General features: G+C 71.9%; 16 protein-coding genes and 1 pseudogene. 14 read left to right on the forward strand and 3 right to left on the reverse strand.

Going from position 1 to position 21,124, the window contains the following annotated elements:
* Positions 1-116: 116 nt before the first annotated feature.
* Together OG990_RS00640 and OG990_RS00645 are read left to right on the forward strand one after the other, a co-directional pair.
* A complete protein-coding gene (locus OG990_RS00640; RefSeq protein WP_406078585.1) occupies positions 117-1,385 on the forward strand; it encodes a deoxyguanosinetriphosphate triphosphohydrolase in 1,269 nt (422 codons plus the stop codon).
* Positions 1,386-1,400: 15 nt separating this feature from the next.
* The gene (locus OG990_RS00645) at positions 1,401-2,231 is read left to right on the forward strand and encodes a siderophore-interacting protein (RefSeq protein ID WP_355609626.1); all 831 of its coding nucleotides are present in this window, start codon (positions 1,401-1,403) and stop codon (positions 2,229-2,231) included.
* Between the two features lie 7 nt (positions 2,232-2,238).
* Here OG990_RS00645 and OG990_RS00650 read toward each other — a convergent pair whose 3' ends face one another.
* The gene (locus OG990_RS00650; protein WP_406078586.1) at positions 2,239-3,447 is read right to left on the reverse strand and encodes a low temperature requirement protein A; all 1,209 of its coding nucleotides are present in this window, start codon (positions 3,445-3,447) and stop codon (positions 2,239-2,241) included.
* Positions 3,448-3,561: 114 nt separating this feature from the next.
* Here OG990_RS00650 and dnaG point away from each other — a divergent pair.
* Together dnaG and OG990_RS00660 are read left to right on the forward strand one after the other, a co-directional pair.
* Positions 3,562-5,464: pseudogene (gene dnaG, locus OG990_RS00655) on the forward strand (DNA primase).
* On the forward strand, positions 5,465-6,001 hold the full coding sequence (locus OG990_RS00660; RefSeq protein WP_386984427.1) for a hypothetical protein: 537 nt from the start codon (positions 5,465-5,467) through the stop codon (positions 5,999-6,001). It abuts the pseudogene before it with no gap.
* A gap of 40 nt (positions 6,002-6,041) precedes the next feature.
* Here the strand turns inward: OG990_RS00660 and OG990_RS00665 are convergent, their stop codons facing one another.
* The gene (locus OG990_RS00665; protein ID WP_328419252.1) at positions 6,042-7,061 is read right to left on the reverse strand and encodes a TAXI family TRAP transporter solute-binding subunit; all 1,020 of its coding nucleotides are present in this window, start codon (positions 7,059-7,061) and stop codon (positions 6,042-6,044) included.
* On the reverse strand, positions 7,058-9,403 hold the full coding sequence (locus tag OG990_RS00670; protein WP_406078587.1) for a TRAP transporter fused permease subunit: 2,346 nt from the start codon (positions 9,401-9,403) through the stop codon (positions 7,058-7,060). The genes OG990_RS00665 and OG990_RS00670 overlap by 4 nt, the downstream gene beginning before the upstream one ends.
* 143 nt (positions 9,404-9,546) lie before the next feature.
* On the opposite strand from OG990_RS00670, the gene OG990_RS00675 reads away from it, so the two are divergent.
* The 10 genes from OG990_RS00675 to OG990_RS00720 all read left to right on the forward strand — a co-directional run bounded on the left by OG990_RS00675 (position 9,547) and on the right by OG990_RS00720 (position 20,694).
* A complete protein-coding gene (locus OG990_RS00675; protein ID WP_328419250.1) occupies positions 9,547-10,479 on the forward strand; it encodes an ABC transporter ATP-binding protein in 933 nt (310 codons plus the stop codon).
* Positions 10,480-10,588: 109 nt separating this feature from the next.
* Positions 10,589-11,131: a hypothetical protein gene (locus tag OG990_RS00680; RefSeq protein ID WP_386984420.1), complete on the forward strand. Its 543-nt coding sequence runs from the start codon at positions 10,589-10,591 to the stop codon at positions 11,129-11,131.
* A 220-nt stretch (positions 11,132-11,351) separates the two neighbouring features.
* Complete coding sequence (locus OG990_RS00685) at positions 11,352-12,152, forward strand: ABC transporter permease (protein WP_328426836.1); 801 nt, start codon at positions 11,352-11,354, stop codon at positions 12,150-12,152.
* A gap of 10 nt (positions 12,153-12,162) precedes the next feature.
* The gene (locus OG990_RS00690; RefSeq protein WP_328419247.1) at positions 12,163-12,972 is read left to right on the forward strand and encodes an ABC transporter permease; all 810 of its coding nucleotides are present in this window, start codon (positions 12,163-12,165) and stop codon (positions 12,970-12,972) included.
* A gap of 63 nt (positions 12,973-13,035) precedes the next feature.
* Positions 13,036-14,061 (forward strand): YihY/virulence factor BrkB family protein, encoded by a 1,026-nt coding sequence (locus OG990_RS00695; RefSeq protein WP_406078588.1) that lies wholly within the window; start codon positions 13,036-13,038, stop codon positions 14,059-14,061.
* Positions 14,062-14,318: 257 nt separating this feature from the next.
* Positions 14,319-15,497 (forward strand): ROK family protein, encoded by a 1,179-nt coding sequence (locus OG990_RS00700; RefSeq protein ID WP_328419243.1) that lies wholly within the window; start codon positions 14,319-14,321, stop codon positions 15,495-15,497.
* 175 nt (positions 15,498-15,672) lie between these two features.
* Positions 15,673-17,184 carry a sugar ABC transporter ATP-binding protein gene (locus tag OG990_RS00705; RefSeq protein WP_406081615.1) on the forward strand — a complete coding sequence of 504 codons (1,512 nt, stop codon included), beginning with the start codon at positions 15,673-15,675 and terminating at the stop codon, positions 17,182-17,184.
* On the forward strand, positions 17,181-18,299 hold the full coding sequence (locus OG990_RS00710; RefSeq protein WP_328419241.1) for an ABC transporter permease: 1,119 nt from the start codon (positions 17,181-17,183) through the stop codon (positions 18,297-18,299). The genes OG990_RS00705 and OG990_RS00710 overlap by 4 nt, the downstream gene beginning before the upstream one ends.
* Before the next feature lie 95 nt (positions 18,300-18,394).
* Entirely contained in the window at positions 18,395-19,447 is a 1,053-nt protein-coding gene (locus tag OG990_RS00715; RefSeq protein ID WP_355609611.1) for a substrate-binding domain-containing protein, read from the forward strand.
* Between the two features lie 53 nt (positions 19,448-19,500).
* Positions 19,501-20,694, forward strand: a complete 1,194-nt coding sequence (locus OG990_RS00720; protein ID WP_386984696.1) for a Gfo/Idh/MocA family protein — start codon at positions 19,501-19,503, stop codon at positions 20,692-20,694.
* Positions 20,695-21,124: the final 430 nt, after the last annotated feature.

The following is a 21,124-nucleotide window of genomic DNA, read 5'->3' on the forward strand; positions in this document are numbered from 1 at the left end:
CCGCAGTCGCGAGCAAGATGTGGCTTCGCGAGCGCGAGGAGTGAGCCGGGTTTGCGAGCCCCGCAGTCGCGAGCAAGATGTGGCTTCGCGAGCGCGAGGAGTGAGCCGGTGACCGGTTGACCGCACCGCCGTCCGTCGCGGCGGACGCCCGGCTGGTCGAGGAGCCGCCCAAGGACACCGGCCACCGCCGGTCACCGTACGAGCGGGACCGCGCCCGGGTGCTGCACTCAGCGGCGTTCCGCCGGTTGGCCACCAAGACCCAGGTGCACACCGCCGGCACGGACGACTTCCTGCGCACCCGGCTGACCCACTCGCTGGAGGTCGCCCAGATCGCTCGCGAGATGGGCGCCCGGCTGGGCTGCGACCCGGACGTGGTGGACGTCGCCGGGCTCGCGCACGACCTCGGGCACCCGCCGTTCGGGCACAACGGCGAGGAGGCGCTGGACCTGCTCGCCACGCCCTGCGGCGGCTTCGAGGGCAACGCCCAGACGCTGCGGGTGCTGACCCGGCTGGAAGCGAAGGTGCTCCTCCCGGACGGCTCGTCCGCCGGGCTGAACCTGACCCGTGCCTCGCTCGACGCGATCGGCAAGTACCCCTGGCTGCGCCGCCCCGGGCAGCGCAAGTTCGGGGTGTACGCCGACGACGCGGCCGTCTTCGGCTGGATCCGGGCCGGCGCGCCCGGCGACCGGCGCTGCCTGGAGGCGCAGGTGATGGACTGGGCCGACGACGTCGCGTACTCCGTGCACGACGTGGAGGACGGCATCCACGGCGGGTACGTCACGCTGCGCCCGCTGCTCGACGATGCCGACGAACGGGCCGCGCTCTGCACCGACGTGGCCGCCACCTATTCCGGGGAGTCCCCGGGTGACCTGGCCGAGGTGCTGGTCGAGTTGCTGGCCGACCCGCTGCTGGCCCCCCTCGTCGGGTACGACGGCAGCCACCGCGCCCAGGCCGCGCTGAAGGCCACCACCAGCGGGTTGACCGGCCGGTTCGTCTCCGCGGCGGTGGCCGCCACGGAGGAGCGGTTCGGCGCCGGCCCGCATCGCCGCTACGCCGCCGACCTGGTGGTGCCGCGGCTGGTCCGGGCCCAGTGCGCCCTGCTCAAGGGCATCGCGCTGCGCTACGTGATGCGTCGCTCCGGCTTCCGGGGCCGCTACGAACGGCAGCGGGCGATGCTGGCCGAACTGGTGGGCGCGCTGGTCCGGCGGGCGCCGGACGGGCTCGACCCGATCTTCGCCCCGCTGTGGCGGGCCGCGCCGGACGACGCCGCCCGGCTGCGGGTGGTGATCGATCAGGTCGCCTCACTCACCGACCCGGCGGCGGTGACCTGGCACACCCGCCTGGTGGGAGATGGAGCACCGCCGTCCGGGGGCGGCGCAGCTTAGGCTAGCCTAAGTGGTATGACGGAACGCCCCAGGAACGTCACCTCGGTCCGAGTGCTGCGCACCGAGCGACCCACCCCGCATCTGATCCGGCTCGTCCTCGGCGGGGACGAACTGGCCGGCCTGCCGGTGGGCGAGTTCACCGACCACTACATCAAGCTGGTCTTCCCGCAGCCCGGCGTCGCGTACCCGCAGCCGCTGGACCTCGCCGAGATCCGCCGTGACCTGCCCCGCGAGCAGTGGCCCCGGCTGCGCGCGTACACCGTGCGGCAGTGGGACCCGCTGGCCGAGGAGCTGACCGTCGACGTGGTGCACCACGGCGACGAGGGGCTGGCTGGCCCGTGGGCCGCCGCGCTGCGCCCGGGCGACCCGGTGCACTTCGTCGGACCCGGCGGGGCGTACGCCCCGAGCCCGGATGCGGACTGGCACCTGCTGGTCGGCGACGAGAGCGCCCTGCCGGCGATCGGCGCCGCCCTGGAACGGCTGCCGCTGGGCGCCCCGGCCCATGTCTTCGTGGAGATCGCCGACCCGGCGGAGGAGCAGAAGCTGCTCAGCCCGGGCGCGGTCCAGCTCACCTGGCTGCACCGCGGCGAGCGCCCGGTGGGTGCCGCGCTGGTGGCGGCGGTGCGGGATCTGGAGTTCCCGCCGGGCCAGGTGCACGCCTTCGTCCACGGCGAGGCGACCTTCGTCCGGGAACTGCGCCGGCTGCTGCGCGCCGAGCGGGGCGTACCCGCCGATCGGCTCTCCATCTCCGGCTACTGGCGGCGCGGCATGGACGACGAGGGCTGGCGCTCCGCCAAGGCCGACTGGAACCGGGAGGTGGCGGCCGAGGAGCCCACCGCTGCCTGAGCGCGGTTCAGCCCTCGGTCTGCCGGTCCCATTCCTCACGGACCGCGGTGAGTCGCCGGTTGAGCAGCACGGCGTACCCGACGATCGCCGGGGCGAGCAGCAGCAACAGCAGCCGGGCCTCGCGTACCGTCGCGCCGATCAGGCTGACCGAAATCACCGCGTAGGCGGTGATCGCCAGCCGGGAGGCGCTCGGCCGGGTAGCGAGCGTGAACAGGCCCAGCCCACACAGCACCCAGACCACCACCGAGGCAGCCAACAGCAGCCGCAGCTCCAGCGGCAGCCGGCTCGCGCCGCTGTCGACCAGCCGTACCGCCTGCCCGAGCGACCAGCCGAGCAGCAGCAGCGCACCGCTGAGCGGGATGTGCAGATAGGTGTACGCCTGCCCGGCACGCAGGCGGGTCGTCGACAGGTTGGTGGTGACGAAGGTGGTGTAGACCCACCAGACGGCGGCCGGCACCACGAAGGCCAACCCGGCGGTGAGGATCATGTGCGGCCGGGGGTGGTCCGGCACCGCGAAGAGCAGGCTGGCCAGCGCGCTGCCCAGCACGATGATGGTGAACTGGCCGATCCGTTCCGGCAGGTGCCGGTTGTCCACCGGCCACTGCTCGAGCCGCCGTCGGCCGACCCAGGGCGTGGCCAGTTCGATGGCCATCGCGACGACCCACAGCGCCGGGCGCAGCGCGATCGGCACGGCCAGCGAGACCAGCCAGATCAGCCAGCCCAGCCCGAAGCCGACCAGGTAGACCGAGATCACCGTGCGGGCGATCGGGCTGGCCGGCCGGGCCCGCAGGTAGAGCAGGAGCAGCACGCCCCGGACGATCAGGTACCCGACCGGCAGCAGCGCGCTCTCCGGCACCTCGTCCACGCCGAGCGTCATCGCGCCCGCGCCGACCAGCGCGACCAGCACCAGCAGCCGGTGCGGCAGATCGTCCGGGTCGAACCGGGTGTCGTAGTAGACCTGACCCATCCAGGCCCACTGGACCACCACGAAGAGCCCGCTCACGGCAAGTATGCCGCCCACCGACGGGGTCGAGTCGGTGCCCAGCCGGGCCACCACCGCCGCCAGCGCGTACACGAAGATGATGTCGAGGAAGAGCTCCAGCCAGGTGGCGTGGCGGTGCCCGGCCTCGTCCTCCAGCGGTGCCGGCCCGCGTACGCCCAGCCGACCGGACAACCATCCCGGCAAGCGGGCGCCGACGGTCCGTACCCTCCGCATCTGGTCATGGTCCCCGCGCGGGTCCGGCTCCCGGGCGGGAACCGTCGAGCCGGCAGCGGTGGCCGCCACATCCGGCGTGCCCCGGCCGGCGTGCCGCCGGTCCGGCAGGGCAGGATGTACGCCGAGGGGGTGGCGCATGGCTGGGCGAATCCGGGACGAGGACATCGCACTGGTCCGGGAACGCACCTCGATCGGGGACGTGATCTCCGAGACGGTCACCCTGAAGTCCGCCGGCGGCGGCAACCTCAAGGGCCTGTGCCCGTTCCACGACGAGAAGAGCCCGTCCTTCAACGTCTCCCCGGCCCGCAACGTCTGGTACTGCTTCGGCTGCGGGGCCGGTGGCGACGCGATCAAGTTCCTGATGGACGCCGAGCACCTCAGCTTCATCGAGTCCGTCGAGCGGCTGGCCGGCCGCGCCGGCATCCAGCTGCGCTACCTGGAGGACGACAAGGGCACCCCGCGCCCCCGACCCCAGCAGGGCCAGCGCCAGCGCCTGGTTGCCGCGCACGCCGCCGCCGTCGAGTTCTACCAGGCGCAGCTCAGCACCGCCGGTGCCCGCCGGGCACGGGAGTTCCTGGCCCAACGTGGCTTCGACCGGGCCGCCGCCGAGCGCTACGGCTGCGGCTTCGCGCCGGAGGGCTGGGACCTGCTCACCAAGCACCTGCGCCAGCAGGGCTTCACCCACCAGGAGCTGGTCACCGCCGGGCTGTCTCGGGAGTCCCGCTCCGGCACGCTGATCGACCGGTTCCGCCGGCGGCTGCTCTGGCCGATCCGCGACCTCGCCGGCGACGTGATCGGTTTCGGCGCCCGCAAGCTCTTCGACGACGACGACGGCCCGAAGTACCTGAACACCCCCGAGACGCCGATCTACAAGAAGTCGCACGTGCTCTACGGCATCGACCAGGCCAAGCGGGAGATCGCCAAGCAGGGCCGGGCGGTGATCGTCGAGGGCTACACCGACGTGATGGCCTGCCACCTGGCCGGGGTGACCACGGCGGTGGCGACCTGCGGCACGGCGTTCGGCGCCGACCACATCGGGGTGCTGCGCCGGTTGCTGCTGGACACCGACTCGGTGGCTGGGGAGATCATCTTCACCTTCGACGGGGACGCCGCCGGGCAGAAGGCGGCGCTGCGTGCCTTCTCCGACGACCAGCGCTTCGTGGGCCGGACGTTCATCGCCGTCAGCCCCGACAACATGGACCCGTGCGAGCTGCGGCTGGCCAAGGGTGACCTGGCGGTGCGCGACCTGGTGGCCCGGCGCGAGCCGCTGGTCGACTTCGCGCTGCGGCACGTGATCAGCCGGTACGACCTGGACACCGTCGACGGCCGGGTCGAGGCGATGCGTCGGGCCGCGCCGCTGGTCGCGCAACTCAAGGACCGGGAGAAGCGCCCGGAGTACGTCCGCAAGCTCGCCATGGACCTCGGGATGGAGATCGAGCCGGTGCAGCGGGCGGTGCTCGCCGCCGCCAACGCCCCGCCGCCCGGTGCCCGGGACGCCGCCCCCGCCGGTCGGCCCGCGCCGACCCGCCCCGAGCCGGCACTGGACAGCCCGCAGTCGATGGTCGAGCGGGAAGCGTTGAAGCTCGCCCTGCAGCAGCCCGTGCTGGCCGGGCCGATGTTCGACGCCGTCGAGGCCACGGAGTACCGGCACCCGGTGCACGTCGCGGTACGCGCGGCCATCGCGGCGGCCGGCGGGGCCGTGTCGGCGACCGGGGGCGCCGTCTGGATCGAGTTGGTCCGTGACGCCTGCGACGACCTGGCGTCAGCGGCGCTGGTCGGCGAGCTGGCGGTGGAGCCGCTACGGATCGACGGTGAACCGGACCCGCGCTACGTGTCGATCACGATGGCCCGGGTGCAGTTCGGGTCGGTGACGGCCCGGATCCGGGACCTCAAGTCGCGGATCCAGCGGATCAACCCGGTCAACAACAAGGACGAGTACTTCGCCGCCTTCGGCGAGCTGCTGTCACTGGAGCAGCACGCCAGGGCGCTGCGCGAGCAGGCCGCAGGAGGGCTCTAGATGGGACTGTTCAGCCGCAAGCCGAAGCTCCCGCCGGCCGACCGGCCGCCGCTCGCCGCCGACGAACGGGTGCTGGCCTGGGCGGCGGCGGGCAACGGCGAGGGCGACGGGGTGGTGGTGGCCACCAACCTCGGTCTGTGGCTGCCCGGTCGGGGGCACCGGCTCGGCTGGCACGACATCCTCAAGGCCGTCTGGTCCGGCCGCGAGCTGACCGTCACGCCCGCCGAGACCCTCGTCGAACGCGACGGTTACACGGTGGTCACCGACTGCCCGGCCGAGTCGTACCTGCTGCTCGACCCGGGCGAGCTGCCGCACCAGGTGCGGGCCCGGGTGACCCGCTCGGTCGCGTACACCGAACACCACCCGGTGCCCGGTGGCGGGGCCCGGGTCGCGGCCCGGCGCGCGGCCGGGGTGGACGGTCTGACCTGGACGGTCCGCCTCGACCCCGGCACCCCGCCGGACGAGGAGGCCCTGCTCGCCGAGACCGACCGCCTGGTCACCGCGGCCCGGGCCGCCACCGCACCGGTCGACGGGTAGCCGGCCGCCCGGCCCGGCGGCGACCGACTCGCTGGCCGGGTCAGTTGGCGCCGAGATCCTCCAGCGCCTTCGCGGCACCACGGTGCAGCGGAACCGGCTCGGTCTTCCGGGCGGTCTCCAGGGAGATGCCCTTGGCCGCCGGGTTTGCCTGGGCCAGGGTGTCCCGCTTGTCGAAGACCGTTCGGGTGATCGCACAGGCGACGTTGGCGTCCAGGTCCTTGCGGACCAGCAGCACGTTCGGCACGACGATCGTCGGGGTGTCCGCCGCCGTCCGGTACGCGTCCCGGCCGATCGTCCCGGCCTGGTAGGCGGGGCTCAACTCGGTCATCTTCGGCAGCAGGGGCGCGATGTCGATGAACTTCACCCGGTCGCCGGCGGTGGTGAACAGGTCGGTCAGGCCTCCGGTGGGCAGGCCGCCGGACCAGAAGAAGCCGTCGATGCTGCCGTCCTTGATCCCCTCGACTGTCTTGGTCAGGTCGAGCCGCTGCGCCCGAATGTCCTTGGCCGGGTCGAGGCCGGCGGCCTCCAGCAGCCGGTTGGCGATCACCTCGGTGCCGGACTTCGGCGAACCGGTGGAGATCCGCTTGCCCCGCATGTCGGCCACCGAGTTGATCCCGGCGTCATTGCGGACCACGACCTGGGTGTAGTTGTCGTAGATGCGTGCGAGCGCCTCGACCGGCTGCGGCGCGGTGAAGCTGCCCTTGCCCTGAACCGCGTTGACCGCCGTGTCGAAGAGGGAGAACGCCACGTCGTACTGGCCGCTGACCAACTGCTCGACGTTCTGCACCGAGGCGCCGGTCTCCGCGGCCGTGCCGGTGAGCTTGCCACCGGTCGCTCCGGACAGTTGCCCGGCGAGGGCGTTGCCGACCACGTAGTAGACGCCGGTCGCATTGCCGGTGGCGATGCCGACGCGGGTCTCCCGGGTCACCTCACAGGTGACCTCGCTGGCCGCGTCGTCCTTGGCGGCACCGCCCTGCTGGCCCCCGCAACCCGTGGCTCCGACCGCGACGAGGGCGACCACGCTCAGACCCGCCACGAGCCGTACATCGATTCGTCTCACAGTTTCTCCTCCCGGAGGTTCGCTGGTGAACCGGCTGGCCGCCCGCCGGCCCGGCCGGCGGATCCGCGTCGTACGAACACTCCCGCCACCGCGACGGCGGCCAGCGCGGCGCCGACCGTGACCGGTACGGGTTCGAGCCAGAGCAGCGTCACGCCGGCGAGTGCACCGAGCACACGCTCCGGGGCGCCGGCGGGACCAACGCCGGGCAGCCATCCACCGGCGGCGACGGCGAGCACGGCCACGCTGAGCGCGGTGACCAGGCCGGCGAAGACGATCCGCTGCACGCCGCCGATGCCGAGCAGGCCGAGCCCGGCCGGTGTGATGACGAAGGCGATCGGGGTCAGGTAGGCCGGCAGCGCGTAGCGCAGGGTCTGCCACATGGTCGGCACCAGCCGACCGCCGGTGACCGCGGCGGCGGCCACCGCCGCGAGCGCGGTCGGTGGGGACACCTCGGACAGGACCGCGAAGTAGAAGACGAACATCGCGGCGGCCGGTGCCGTCACGCCCAGGTCGAGCAGTGCCGGGCCGACGATCACCCAACCGATCACGAACGAGGCGGTGACCGGCACGGCCAGGCCCAGCAGGGTGAGGGCGACGGCCGCGAGCAGCGCGGTGAGCACCAGCACGAGGGTCGGGTCCGAGGTGACCGCCTTCGCCCCGCCGACCAGCAGCGCCGCGGCCTGCGGCCCGAGGCCGGTCTTCGTCGTGGTCGCCGTGATGATGCCGGCGGCGGCGCAGACGGCGGTCACCGCGAGCACGCCGCGTACGCCGGTGACGAGCGCGGCCGTCAGCCGGCCCGGGGTGAGCCGGTGCGTACGGTCCAGGAAGGAGAGCGCAGCCGCCAGGAGGGTGGCGAAGACGACCGCTCTCGTCGCGGACACGCCGACGGCGAGGAGCACGATGATGGCGATCAGCGAGGCGAAGTGGTAGCCGAACCGGCCCAGTAGGCGCCACGGTGAGGCGACGTCGATCACCACCGGGCGTACGCCGGAGCGCCGTGCGTCGATCTCCACGGCGAGCAGGATGCCGAGGTAGTAGAGCACCGTCGGCACGGTGGCCCAGCCGAGCACCTGCAGGTACGAGACGCCCAGGTACTCGGCGATGATGAACGCCGCCGCGCCCAGGGTTGGTGGGGAGAGGATCGCGCCCACCCCGGCCGCCGCCAGCATGCCGCCGGCCCGCTCCGGGGGATAGCCGGCGCGACGCAGCAGTGGCCAGGTGACCGCGCCGATGCTCACCGTCGTCGCGGCACCGGAGCCGGAGACGGTGCCGAGCAGGAAGCCGGAGGCCACCGCGGTCCGCCCGGCGGCGGTGCGCGAGCGGCGGAACGCGGCCGCCGACAGCTCGACGAAGAACCGCCCGGCACCGGACAGCTCCAGCACCGCGCCGTAGATGGTGAACAGCACGATGTACGAGGCGGCCACGTCCAGCGGGGTGCCGTAGAAGCCGCTGTCGGAGTTGTAGAACGCGTCGACCAGTTGGCTGAAGTCGAGCCCGGAGTGGGCGACCGGCCAGGACTGCGGCAGCAGCCCGCCGTAGTAGCCGTAGCCGAGGAACAGCAGGCAGACCGCGGGCAGGATCCACCCGGTGGTCCGCCGGCACGCCTCCAGCAGCAGGAGCAGCAGGAGGGTGCCCATCACCAGGTCCAGCGGCACGAGCAGGCCCTGCCGGTCGAGGAAGGCGTTGTAGCCGCCGCCACCCGTACCGATCCAGATCGGCAGCACGGGGTAGAGGCAACCGGCCACTGCCAGCGCGACCAGGGCCCAGTCCACCGCGGTGGGTCGTGTCGGGGCCGGACCCGGCAGGCCCGCGTCGACCGGCCGGCTGGTGCGGCGCCGCCAGGCCAGCAGCCGGGCCCGCAGCCGCAGGTCGGCCGGGTAGGCCAGAAAGACCAGCGGCAGTACGAGCGCCAGGAAGATGATCAAGTAGTACTTGCTGCCCTGCGCCAGCGGGCGGAACACCTGCCAGAGGGCCAGCCCGCTGGCCGCCAGCGCCGCCGCGGTGAGGAGCAGGCCGGCCGGCCCGGACAACACCCGGCCCGGCTTCTCGTCCTCGAACTGGGCGGCCAGGTCGCGCGTCGTCCGCTCGGCGTCGGTGCGCGCATCGTCGCCGTCGATGCGCCCGGCCTGATCGGTGTTGCCGGGCGGGTCGGCCACGGCGGCCTCGGGCCCGGCTGGCGCAGCGACGGTCTCGGTCCCGGCTGGCGCAGCCACGGTCTCGGTCTCGGCTGGCGCAGCCTGCCGGGGTGGTGCACCGCCGGTGCCCGGAGCGGGCTCGCTGGTGGGGGAGTCGGCTGGTTGTGCGGGTGGTGGCGAACCGTCGGGCGAACGGGTGGGCGACACGAGGGGACGATACACGTCGATCGACTATCAGGTGGGGCATCGACGGGCGTTTCGCCGCGGGCAGGTCGGGTGTCGGCGCCGCCGCCTCGACCGGCGTCGAATTTGCCTGGAGAGCTGTCGGACCTGGCCGCTAGGGTCGGACGGTGACTTCGGGGCGACCACTGATTCAGGCTCGCGGGCTGGTGAAGCGGTTCGGCGACTTCACCGCCGTCGACGGCATCGACGTCGAGGTGCGCTCGGGCGAGGCGTTCGGCTTCCTCGGGCCCAACGGCGCCGGCAAGTCCTCCACCATGCGGATGGTCGGCTGCACCTCCCCGCCGAGCGGGGGTGAGCTGCGCATCCTCGACCTGGACCCGGTCCGCGACGGGCCGGCAATCCGGGCCCGGCTCGGCGTCTGTCCGCAGCTGGACAATCTCGACCCGGAGCTGACGGTCCGGGAAAACCTGACCGTCTACGCCCGCTACTTCGGCATCTCGCGCCGGGCGGCCCGGGAGCGGGCCGCCGAGCTGCTCGACTTCGTCCAGCTCACCGAGCGGGCCGACAGCAAGGTCGAGCCACTCTCCGGCGGGATGAAGCGCCGGTTGACCATCGCCCGCGCGCTGGTCAACGATCCGGAGATCGTGCTGCTCGACGAGCCGACCACCGGGCTCGACCCACAGGCTCGGCACCTGGTCTGGGAGCGGCTGTTCCGGCTCAAGCAGCAGGGCGTCACGCTGGTGCTCACCACGCACTACATGGACGAGGCCGAGCAGCTCTGCGACCGGCTGGTGGTGATGGACGGCGGGCGGATCGTCGCCGAGGGTTCGCCCCGGGCGCTGATCGAGCAGCACTCCACGCGCGAGGTGGTCGAGCTGCGCTTCGCCGCCGAGTCGCAGGAGCCGTTCGCCGGCAAGCTCGACGGGCTGGGGGAGCGGGTCGAGGTGCTACCCGACCGCATCCTGCTGTACGTGGCCAACGGCGACGCGGCGGTCGCCGAGGTCTCCGCGCTGGGGCTCAGTCCGGCCAACGTGCTGGTGCGGCGCAGCGGCCTGGAGGACGTCTTCCTGCACCTGACCGGCCGCACCCTGGTCGACTGACCCGCGCCCGAGCCCGCCGGTCGGGTGAGTGGCACGTTGTGATCTTGCGTAGCATCGGCAGCCCGGTGAGCGCGTCCGCCCGACCGGCAGCAGAACCATGGGGGGTTTCATGTCCAACCTGCCGACCAACAGCCGGCACCAGGCCGGGTTGACCGCCCTGTACCTGGGCATCTTCGCCACGGTCTGGTTCAGCGTGCCGGCGGCGGAGCAGCCGTGGCGCGCACTGCTGGTGGTGGGCAGCGTGGCCTCCATGATCACGGCTGTGGTGGGTGGCGTGGTGTCGGGCCGCCCCCGGGGCGCCGGCGGCGGAGCGGGGGACCGGGCGACCAACCGGCGGTACGTGCTCATCGTCGTCGTAGAGTTCGCCGCCGCCGGGGTGGGCGCCGTCCTGCTGGCCGCCGCCGACTGGTCCGAGTACATCCCGGTGCTGGTCTGTGCGGTGGTCGGGCTGCACTTCTTCCCGCTCGCCCCGCTGTTGCGAGACCCGCTGCTCCGGCCACTCGGCATCGCGATGTGCGTGCTGGCGGCGGCGGGGCTCGTCGTCGCGCTCGCCTCGGCGGTGTCGGCCGGTGTGGTGGTCGGCACCGGCGCGGGGGTGCTGCTGCTCGGCTACGCCGTACAGGCGCTGGTCCGCGCCCCCCGGCGCGGCTGATCCCGCCGCCGCACCCGCCTCGGCGTGCACCCGCCCCGCCGCCGGCTCGCACCTGTCCGACGGTGGGTGCGAGACGCGCCCCATCGTGCTTGGCGGGGCCGGCGGAAACGGGGGGACAGGTCGGGGGAGGTCGCCGTAGGGTGACCGGCGGCCTGTCGTACCCCGGGGGTAGGAAGGTCGTGGTGGCAGGCACGGTGGGGCGGGGGTGGTCGTGGTGAGCGTGGCGGGATCGGCGCGCGAGCGGGCTCGGCCGGGGTTCCCCTGGGTCCCGGCGTACGCCGTGTTCGAGCACTACCTGGTGGGGTTACGACGCACCTGGCGGGCCGGGGTGTTCTCCTCGTTCCTGCTGCCGGTGTTGACGGTGCTCGGCTTCGGGGTGGGCGTCGGCGCCTACATCGACCAGGGCGTCGGCGGCGTGCGTTACCTCGACTGGCTGGTCCCCGGGCTGATCGCCTCGACCGCCCTCCAGGTGACCGTCGGCGACTCGACGTGGCCGGTGTTCAGCAACTTCCAGTGGGTCAAGACATACTTCGCGCAGAGCGCGTCGCCGCTGCGGGTGGGCGACATCGTGGCCGGGCACCTGGCCTTCGTGCTGTTCCGGGTGCTCACCACGATCGCGGCGTTCCTGCTGGTCACCGGGCTGTTCGGGGCACTGCGGTCGCCCTGGGCGGTGGCCACCCTGCCGGTGGTGGCACTGCTCGGGCTGGCCATGGCCGCGCCGACGTTCGCGTACACCGCGTCGGTGTCCAGCGACAGTTGGCTGGCGATGCTGTTCCGGTTCGCGGTCATCCCGATGACGCTCTTTGCCGGGGTGTTCTTCCCGGTCGAGTCGCTGCCCGAGGCGCTGCGCTGGCTGGCGTACCTGACACCGCTCTGGCACGCCGTCGACCTCTGCCGCGCGGCCACGCTCGGCGTCGCACCACAGTGGTCGATCGCCGGGCACCTGCTCTACCTGGCGGCCTGGGCCCTCGGCGGCTGGTTGCTGGCGCTGCGCGCGTTCCGTCGCAAGCTCGTCGTCTAGGGAGAATGTCGTGGTCACGCTGATCCTGCCTCGGCTGGTCGACGTCTCCGCCGCGTCCCGGCGTTCGGCGTCGGTGGTCGAGCGCAACGTCGCGGCCCTGAAGTCCGTCTACTGGTTGCTGCTGCTCTCCGGCTTCGTGGAGCCACTGCTCTACCTGTTCTCGATCGGGGTGGGCGTCGGGACGCTGGTCGGCGACCTGCCGCTGCCCGACGGGCGGCTGGTCTCGTACGCCGAGTTCGTGGCCCCGGCGATGCTCGCCTCCTCGGCGATGACCGGGGCGCTCGCGGAGACGACTTTCAATTTCTTCGGCAAGATGAAGTACATGAAGCTGTACGACGGGATGATCGCCACCCCGGTTCGGCCGTTCGAGATCGCCGTCGGCGAGTTGGGCTGGGCGATGCTGCGCGGCAGCGCCTACTCGGCAGCGTTCCTCGGGGTGATGATCGCGCTGGGCCTGACCACCGTCCCCCGGGCGCTGACCGCTCTCCCGGCCGCCGTGCTGGTCGGGTTCGCGTTCGGCGCGCTCGGCATGGCGCTCTCCACCTTCATGCGTAGCTGGCAGGATTTCGACCTGATGGGGTCCGCCCAGTTCACCCTCTTCCTCTTCTCCGGCACGTTCGTGCCGGCGCAGGCCTACCCGACCCTGCTGCACTGGCTGATCGAGGTCACCCCGCTCTACCGGTCGGTGCACCTGATCCGTGGTCTCGCGTTGGGTGGCAGTGGTTGGTCCTGGCTGCTCGACGTGCTCTACCTGCTGGCGATGATGGCGCTCGGCCTGCTGGTCGCCTCGCGCCGGATGGGCAGGTTGCTCTACAAGTAGGGGTTACCCAACGTCTTCTGCGGGGCATGTCGGAGGCAACATCGCCGACAGTGAGGAGGGGCAATGGCCTCCGACGAGTCTTCCGCCGACAGCGGGCGTGAGCGTGACTCCGCCAGCGCGCCGGTCGGTCCCGACGCCGGGCCGGACAGCCCCACCGACCTGCCCGGCAGCGGCTGGAAGGCGGCTCTGCGCCGGACGGTCACAGAGTTCCAGGACGACAGCCTGACCGACTGGGCCGCGGCGCTGACCTACTACGGGGTGCTGTCCATCTTCCCCGGGGTGCTGGTGCTGATCTCCCTGCTCGGCCTGCTCGGCGACGGCGCCACCGAGGGCGTCAAGGACACCGTCAACCAGGCGGTGCCGGAGGGGAACATCCAGCAGATCATCACGGACGCGATCAACCAGGCCCAGCAGAACGGCGGGCTGGCCAGCATCGCGGCGATCATCGGTCTGCTGGCCGCGTTCTGGTCCGCCTCCGGGTACATCGCCGCGTTCATGCGCGCCTCCAACACCATCTACGACGTGCCAGAGGGGCGACCGATCTGGAAGACGCTGCCGATCCGGGTCGGCGTCACGGCGGTGATCGGCGTGCTGCTGCTGGCCTGCGCGGTGATCGTGGTCTTCACCGGCCGCCTCGCGGAACTAGTCGGGAACGCGGTCGAGTTGGGCGAGCCGGCGGTCACGGTCTGGAACATCGCGAAGTGGCCGGTGCTGCTGATCCTGGTCAGCCTGATGTTCGCGATCCTCTACTGGGCTTCGCCGAACGCGCGGCACGGCGGGTTCCGCTGGGTCAGCCCGGGTGGCGTGCTGGCCGTGGTGATCTGGCTGGTGATCTCCGGCCTGTTCGCCTTCTACGTGAGCAACTTCGGCTCGTACAACAAGACGTACGGGGCGCTGGCCGGGGTGATCATCTTCTTGGTCTGGCTCTGGCTGAGCAACATCGCGATCCTGTTGGGCGCCGAGTTTGACGCAGAGCTGGAGCGCGGCCGGGCCATCTCGGCCGGCCACCCGGTCGACGACGAGCCGTACGTCGAGCTGCGCGACGACCGCAAGCTCAGGAAGAAGCGGAACGCCGCCGGCCGCCGCTGATCGACGGTCCGACCGCCCCGCCACCGGAGAACGGCTGGCGGGGCGGTCCCGTGTCCTGCGGCGGTACAGCCGGAGAGCGGATGCGGGCGGCAGGTGTCCTTTTCTTGATCGACTAGTAGCTTTTGTTCTTTCGGACAAAAGTTGGGATCAGAATGGTTGAAGCTCTGGACACGCGGTACGGAACGCTCCTACTGTGTCGGACACAACACATCGGCATTGCGCCGATGTGAACGAGTCCGATGAAGAGGTGAGTCCCGGTGCGGACCGTCGACCCCCTGCACGTCCGGCTGTTGCGGTTACTCCGCGACGAGGGGGCCGTGTCCCGGGCAGAGTTGGGTGACCGGCTCCAGATGCCACGCCCGCGCCTGTTGGCCGAGCTGGACCGACTGGTCGCTCTGGGTTACGTCGCCGAGGCCGGGCTCGCCGCGTCGCGGGGCGGGCGCCGCTCCACTCTGGTCGAGCTGAACCCGAAGCTGCGGTTCGCGGCTGTCGACCTGGGCGCCAGCTCGATGGACGTCGAGGTGGTCAACGGCCGACTCGAACCGGTGGCCCACTACGCCGAACCGGCCGACATCCGCAACGGACCGAAGGTGACCCTGCAACGGGTCAACGAGCTGCTGCACAAGGCCCGGGTCGACGGCGCGTACGAGCGGCTGGACGCGGTGGGCATCGGGGTGCCCGGCCCGGTCAGCTTCCGCGACGGCGTCCCGGTCTCGCCGCCGATCATGCCCGGCTGGGACCGGTTCCCGGTGCGCGAGCTGCTCAGCCGGGAGCACGGCTGCCCCGCGGTGGTCGACAACGACGTCAACATCATGGCGATCGGCGAGCGCCACGGCGGGGTCGCCCACTCGGTGGACGACTTCCTCTTCGTGAAGATCGGCACCGGAATAGGGTGCGGCATCTACCTCACCGGCGAGGTCTACCGGGGCACCGACGGCTGCGCCGGGGACATCGGCCACATCCAGGTCGACTCGCACGGTCCGATGTGTTCCTGCGGCAACGTCGGCTGCCTGGAGGCACTGTTCAGCGGTGCCGCACTGGCCAAGGACGCCATCGCCGCCGCCCGCAGCGGGGTGTCGCCGGCGCTGGCCGAGCGGATGGCCCTGCGCGGTGTGGTCACCGCGCTGGACGTCGCCGAGGGCGCCGTCGAGGGGGACGTGACCTGCATCCAGCTGATCCGCGACGGCGGACGGCGGGTCGGCGGGGTGCTCGCCGGCCTGGTCAGCTTCACCAACCCGTCGATGATCGTGATCGGCGGCGGGCTCGCCCAGCTCGGGCACATCCTGCTCGCCGAGATCCGCAGCGTCGTCTACCGCCGGTCGCTGCCGCTGGCCACCGGCAACCTGCCCGTCGTGCTGTCCGAGCTCGGCGGCCGTGCCGGCGTCGCCGGCGCGGCCGTGCTCGCCAGCGACGTCGCCTTCGGCGAGGCGTCATGAACCCGCAGTCGCAGACCGGGACGACGCCCGCGAGCCCGCAGTCGCCAACCGAACAACCGTCGTGAGCGAGGAGGAGACCGTGGCCCAGCCCGAGGAGAACGTCGCCACCGGTCCGGCGGACGCCGCCGCCGAGGCGCCGCTGGTCGAAGCCCCCGCCGACACCGTCGCTGGCGAGGTGGTCCTGCGCCTCACCGACCTGGTCAAGACCTTCCCCGGGGTACGCGCCCTCGACGGCGTGCAGCTGGAGGTGCGCGCCGGCGAGGTGCACTGCCTGCTCGGGCAGAACGGCGCCGGCAAGTCCACCCTGATCAAGGTGCTGGCCGGGGTGCACCAGCCGGATTCCGGCCAGGTCGAGTGGCGGGGCGAGCCGGTCAATTTCGCCAACCCGCAGGCCGCCATGCGCGCCGGCATCGCCACCATCTACCAGGAACTGGACCTGGTCGACGACCTGTCGGTGGGGGAGAACGCCTTCCTCGGCCACGAGCCGCGCCGGCTGGGCTTCGTCCGCCGTGGGCACATGGCCCGGCGGACCCGGCAGATCCTCGGCCGGCTCGGCCACGCCGAGATCCCACCGGGCCGGATGGTCCGGGCGCTGCCGGCGGCCGGCAAGCAGATCGTCAGCATGGCCCGCGCGCTGTCGCACGAGGCACGACTGATCATCATGGACGAGCCGAGCGCCGTGCTGGCCCACGACGAGGTGGGCAACCTGTTCCGGATCATCCGGGAGCTGACCGCCCAGGGCATCGCCGTCATCTACATCTCCCACCGGCTGGAGGAGATCCGCGAGATCGGCGACCGGGTCACCGTCCTCAAGGACGGCCGGACCACCGCGGCGAACCTGTCGGCCCGGGACACCCCCACCCGCGACCTGGTCAGCCGGATGACCGGCCGGAGCATCGAGTACGTCTTCCCGGAGCGCCCGGCGGACGACCCGGCCGGGGTGGAGTTGCTCCAGGTCGACGGGCTGACCCGGCCGGGCGAGTTCGCCGACGTGTCACTCAGTGTCCGGGCCGGCGAGATCGTGGGCATCGCCGGGCTGGTCGGCTCCGGCCGCTCCGAGCTGCTGGAGACCATCTACGGCGCGCGGCGGGCCGAGGCCGGCACGGTCCGGATGGCCGGCAAGGCGTTGCGGGCCGGCAGCGTGGGTGCGGCGGTCCGGGCCGGGATGGGCATGGCGCCGGAGGAGCGGAAGAGCCAGGCGCTGCTGCTCGGCGAGCCGATCTACCGCAACGTCACGCTGGCCACGTTCGGCCGGTACGCCCGGCTCGGCTTCACCAACGCCGGCGCGGAGCAGGCCGAGGCGGACCGGATCGCCGAGAGCCTGGAGCTGCGACCGCGCGACGTCCGCCGGCCGGTACGCACCCTCTCCGGCGGCAACCAGCAGAAGGTGGTGGTCGGGCGCTGGCTGCTCGGCGACACCAAACTGCTGCTGCTGGACGAGCCGACCCGGGGCGTGGACATCGGCGCCCGGGCCGAGCTGTACCAGGTCATCCGCGGGCTGGCCGCTCGCGGTGTCGGGGTGCTGCTGGTCTCCAGTGAGGTGCCCGAGGTGCTCGGCCTGGCCGACCGGGTGCTGGTGATGCGGGAGGGGCGGGTCATCCGCGAGGCCCCCGCCGGCGAACTCGACGAGAACACCGTGCTCGACCTCGTGATGGCGGGGTCCCTGATGGAAGGCGCACCGGCATGAGCGACGCGACTCCCACTCCCACCGCGACACCGGAGCGCCCGCACGTGCCGGCGCAGTCCCCGGCCGAGACGGCGGCGGCCGGCGACCGGGCGGCCTCGACCGGAAACCGGCTCTCCTGGTGGCGGGGCGACGGCGGCGACGGCGCCAAGCGCAACCTCGGCCTGATCGGGGTGCTGGCCGCGCTCATCGTGGTGGGGGCGATCACCAAGCCTGATCTCTACGACGACCCCACCTGGGTCTGGAACAACATCCTGGCCATCCTGCAACTGGCCTCCGTCGTCGGCGTGGTCACGGTGGGGATGACCTTCGTGATCATCGGCGGCGGGATCGACCTGTCGGTCGGTGCGATCGTCGCGTTGGCCGGGGTCTGGTGCACCACGGTGGCCACCCAGAGCTACGGCGCCGGCGGCATGATCTTCGCCGCGATCGTGGTCGGCATCTGCGTGGGTCTGGTCAACGGCGTGCTCATCTCGTACGGGCGGCTGGTGCCGTTCATCGCGACGCTCGCGATGCTGGTGGCCGCCCGCGGGCTCGCCGCGTCGATCTCCAACAAGCAGACCCAGGTGTCGAGCAGCACCTTCATCAACGACATCGCGGCCCGCAAGGTGCTCGGGATCCCGATCCTCGTCTACATCCTCGGCGCGGTCGTCCTGGCCGGGTGGATCCTGCTCAACCGGACGACCTTCGGTCGGCGGACCATCGCCGTCGGTGGCAACCCGGAGGCCGCGCGGCTGGCCGGCATCAACGTCCGCCGGCACACCATGCTGCTCTACGCGCTGTCCGGCCTCTGCTGCGGCATCGCCGCCATCATGCTCACCTCCCAGGCCACCTCGGCCCAGGCGGCGATGGCCAACCTCTACGAGCTGGACGCGATCGCCGCCGCGATCATCGGCGGAACACTGCTCAGCGGTGGCCGGGGCACGATCGTCGGCTCGCTGCTCGGCGTCATCATCTTCGCCACGATCACCAACCTCTTCGCCATCAACGGCCTCTCCATCGAGGCGCAGAACATGGTCAAGGGCGGCATTATCGTCGCCGCCGTCCTGGTCCAGCAGTTCCAGTTCAAGTCCTTCACTCGGCTCCTCGCGCGGAACAGGGTCACCACCGCAACCTGACGCACCGCACCGTTGTCCCTGGCGACGTCGAGATATTCGACAGTGGCCGGACCTCGCACACCCTCACCACTCAAACCCGCTCCCAGGAGGTCGTCATGACCCAGCACAGTCGCGACCTGTCGCGCCGTCGGTTGCTGTTCGGCGGGGCCGCCGTCGGCGCCGCCACCCTGCTCACAGCATGCACAAGCAACGACACCCCGGCCGCCAGCACCCAGACCAAGGCCGCCGGAGACGGCGCCGGCAACAACGCCCCGGGCAAGAAGGTCGTCATCGGGTTCTCCGCCCCCGCGGCGGACCACGGCTGGATGGGCGCGATCCACGCCAACGCCAAGGCCCAGGCCGCCGCGTACTCCGATGTGGAGCTGAAGGAGGTCGACGGTGGGACGACCTCCGAGGCCCAGCGCTCCACGCTCGGCACGCTGATCGCCCAGAAGCCGGACATCATCGTCGTGCTGCCGCACGACGGCAAGGAGGTCAACGCCGTTGCCCTCCAGGCGATGCAGGCGGGCATCCCGATCGTCAACCTCGACCGGGTCTTCCCCGACGCGCTGGCCTCGCGGCTGGTCATCAAGGGTGACAACTACGGCATGGGCGTCTCGGCCGGCCACTTCATCGGCAAGCAGCTCAAGGACAAGGGCGTCACCAACCCGGTCATCGGCGAGATCGCCGGTCTGGAGATCCCGCTGACCGTCGAGCGCAGCGCCGGCTTCACGGCGGCCCTGGCGACGTACGGATTCAAGGTCTCCAACCGCCGCTCGGCCGAGTTCACCTCCGACAGCGGCCAGCGCGAGGCGGCCCAGCTGCTCCAGGCGCTGCCCAAGATCGATGCCATCTGGAACCACGACGACGACCAGGGTATCGGCGTGCTCGCCGCCATCAACCAGGCTGGCCGCAAGGAGTTCTTCATGGTCGGCGGCGCAGGCTCGAAGCTCGCGATCGACGCGATCAAGGCCGACAACAGCGTGCTCAAGGCCACGGTCACCTACAACCCGTCGATGGCCTCCTCGGCGATCTCGCTCGCCCGGCTCGTCGCCCAGGGCCGGGGCCTCGGGGACCTCACGGAGCTGCAGGTGCCCAAGGAAGTGACCCTCGCCTCCGAGACGATCACCAAGGAGAACGCGGGCAGCTACGAGAAGCTCGGGTTCTGACACACGGGGGGAGACCCACCTTGTCCACGACAGACAAAGAACTGCGGGTCGGCATGGTCGGCTACGCGTTCATGGGCGCCGCGCACTCACAGGCGTGGCGCACCGTGAACCGCGTGTACGACCTGCCGGCGCGGGCCCGAATGGCGCTGATCTGCGGCCGGGACACCGCGAAGGTGGCCGACGCCGCCGACCGGCTCGGCTGGGACGCGTACACGACGGACTGGCGTGACCTGATCAACCGGGACGACATCGACGTGGTCGACATCTGCACACCGGGCGACAGCCACGCCGAGATCGCCCTCGCCGCGTTGGCCGCCGGCAAGCACGTGCTGTGCGAGAAGCCGTTGGCCAACACGGTGGCCGAGGCGCGGGCGATGACCGCTGCGGCGGAGACCGCCCGGGCCGCCGGGGTGCGGTCGATGTGCGGGTTCAACTACCGCCGGGTTCCCGCGGTCACGATGATGCGCCAGTTGGTCGCCGACGGACGACTCGGGGTGATCCGGCACGTCCGGGCGACGTACCTGCAGGACTGGATCGTGGACCCGCAGTTCCCGCTGGTCTGGCGGTTGCAGAAGGACAGGGCGGGCTCCGGCGCGCTGGGTGACATCGGTGCGCACATCATCGACCTGACCCAGTTCGTCACCGGCCAGCGGATCACCGGCGTCAGCGCGGTCACCGAGACCTTCGTCAAGGAACGACCGTTGCCGGCCGGGTCGAGCGGCTTGGCGGCCACGGTGGACGGCGGCGGTCCGGTCGACGGCACCGGCGCGGCCACCGGGCCGGTCACCGTCGACGACGCCGCGGTCTTCGTGGCCCGGCTGGACGGTGGCGCCCTGGCCACGTACGAGGCGACCCGGTTCGCCACCGGCCGCAAGAACGGCCTGCGAGTCGAGATCAACGGCTCGCTCGGCAGCGTGGTCTTCGACCTGGAACGCCTCAACGAGCTGGAGTTCTACGACGCCACCCGGCCCAGCGTGGAACAGGGTTTCAGCCGCATCCTGGTGACCGAGGGCGAGCACCCGTACATGTCGGCGTGGTGGCCACCCGGCCACATCATCGGCTACGAGCACTCCTTCACCCACCAGATGCGCGACTTCATCGAGGCGATCGCCACCGGGGTCGACCCGGCTCCGTCGTTCGCCGACGGGTTGCAGGTCCAGCTCGTGCTGGACGCGGTGACCCGTTCGGCGGAGATCGGCTCCTCCTGGACCGAGGTGGAACCGGCGCTGGCCGTGGCGGCCGTCTGACCCATGTTCATCCGCGATGGCGGTGCTCGCGCCGCCATCGCCCGACCGGCTTTCCGGAGCCGACCGGCGAGGGACCGGCCGCGGTTTGCGCCCCGCGGTCGGGACGAGGTCGGCACCGGAGGGCGTGCAGCCGGGCCGTACGGCCCGGTGGCGCACGAGCAGGACGGTCGTCCGGTGCGACCGGACCGGGATTCCCCGGCCGCACCGGAGGACCGCCACCACCCCGGCGATCCGGAGGACCCCATGGAACCGCCCGCCGCTGCCTCCACCCGTACCGCTTCCGTCCGCCGACGTTCGGCGTGCCGCACTCCGGTCGGTGGTCCGTTGGGCACGGCGGCCTGAGACGTCCGGCCGGGGCGGGCCAACGCCCCGGTCGGCCGGATGCGGGGGAGGCAGGGTCGAGACGCCGACCGACCCTGCCTACCAACCC

Origin of the sequence: Micromonospora sp. NBC_00858 (genome assembly GCF_045207365.1) — a bacterium.
Classification (GTDB): domain Bacteria; phylum Actinomycetota; class Actinomycetes; order Mycobacteriales; family Micromonosporaceae; genus Micromonospora.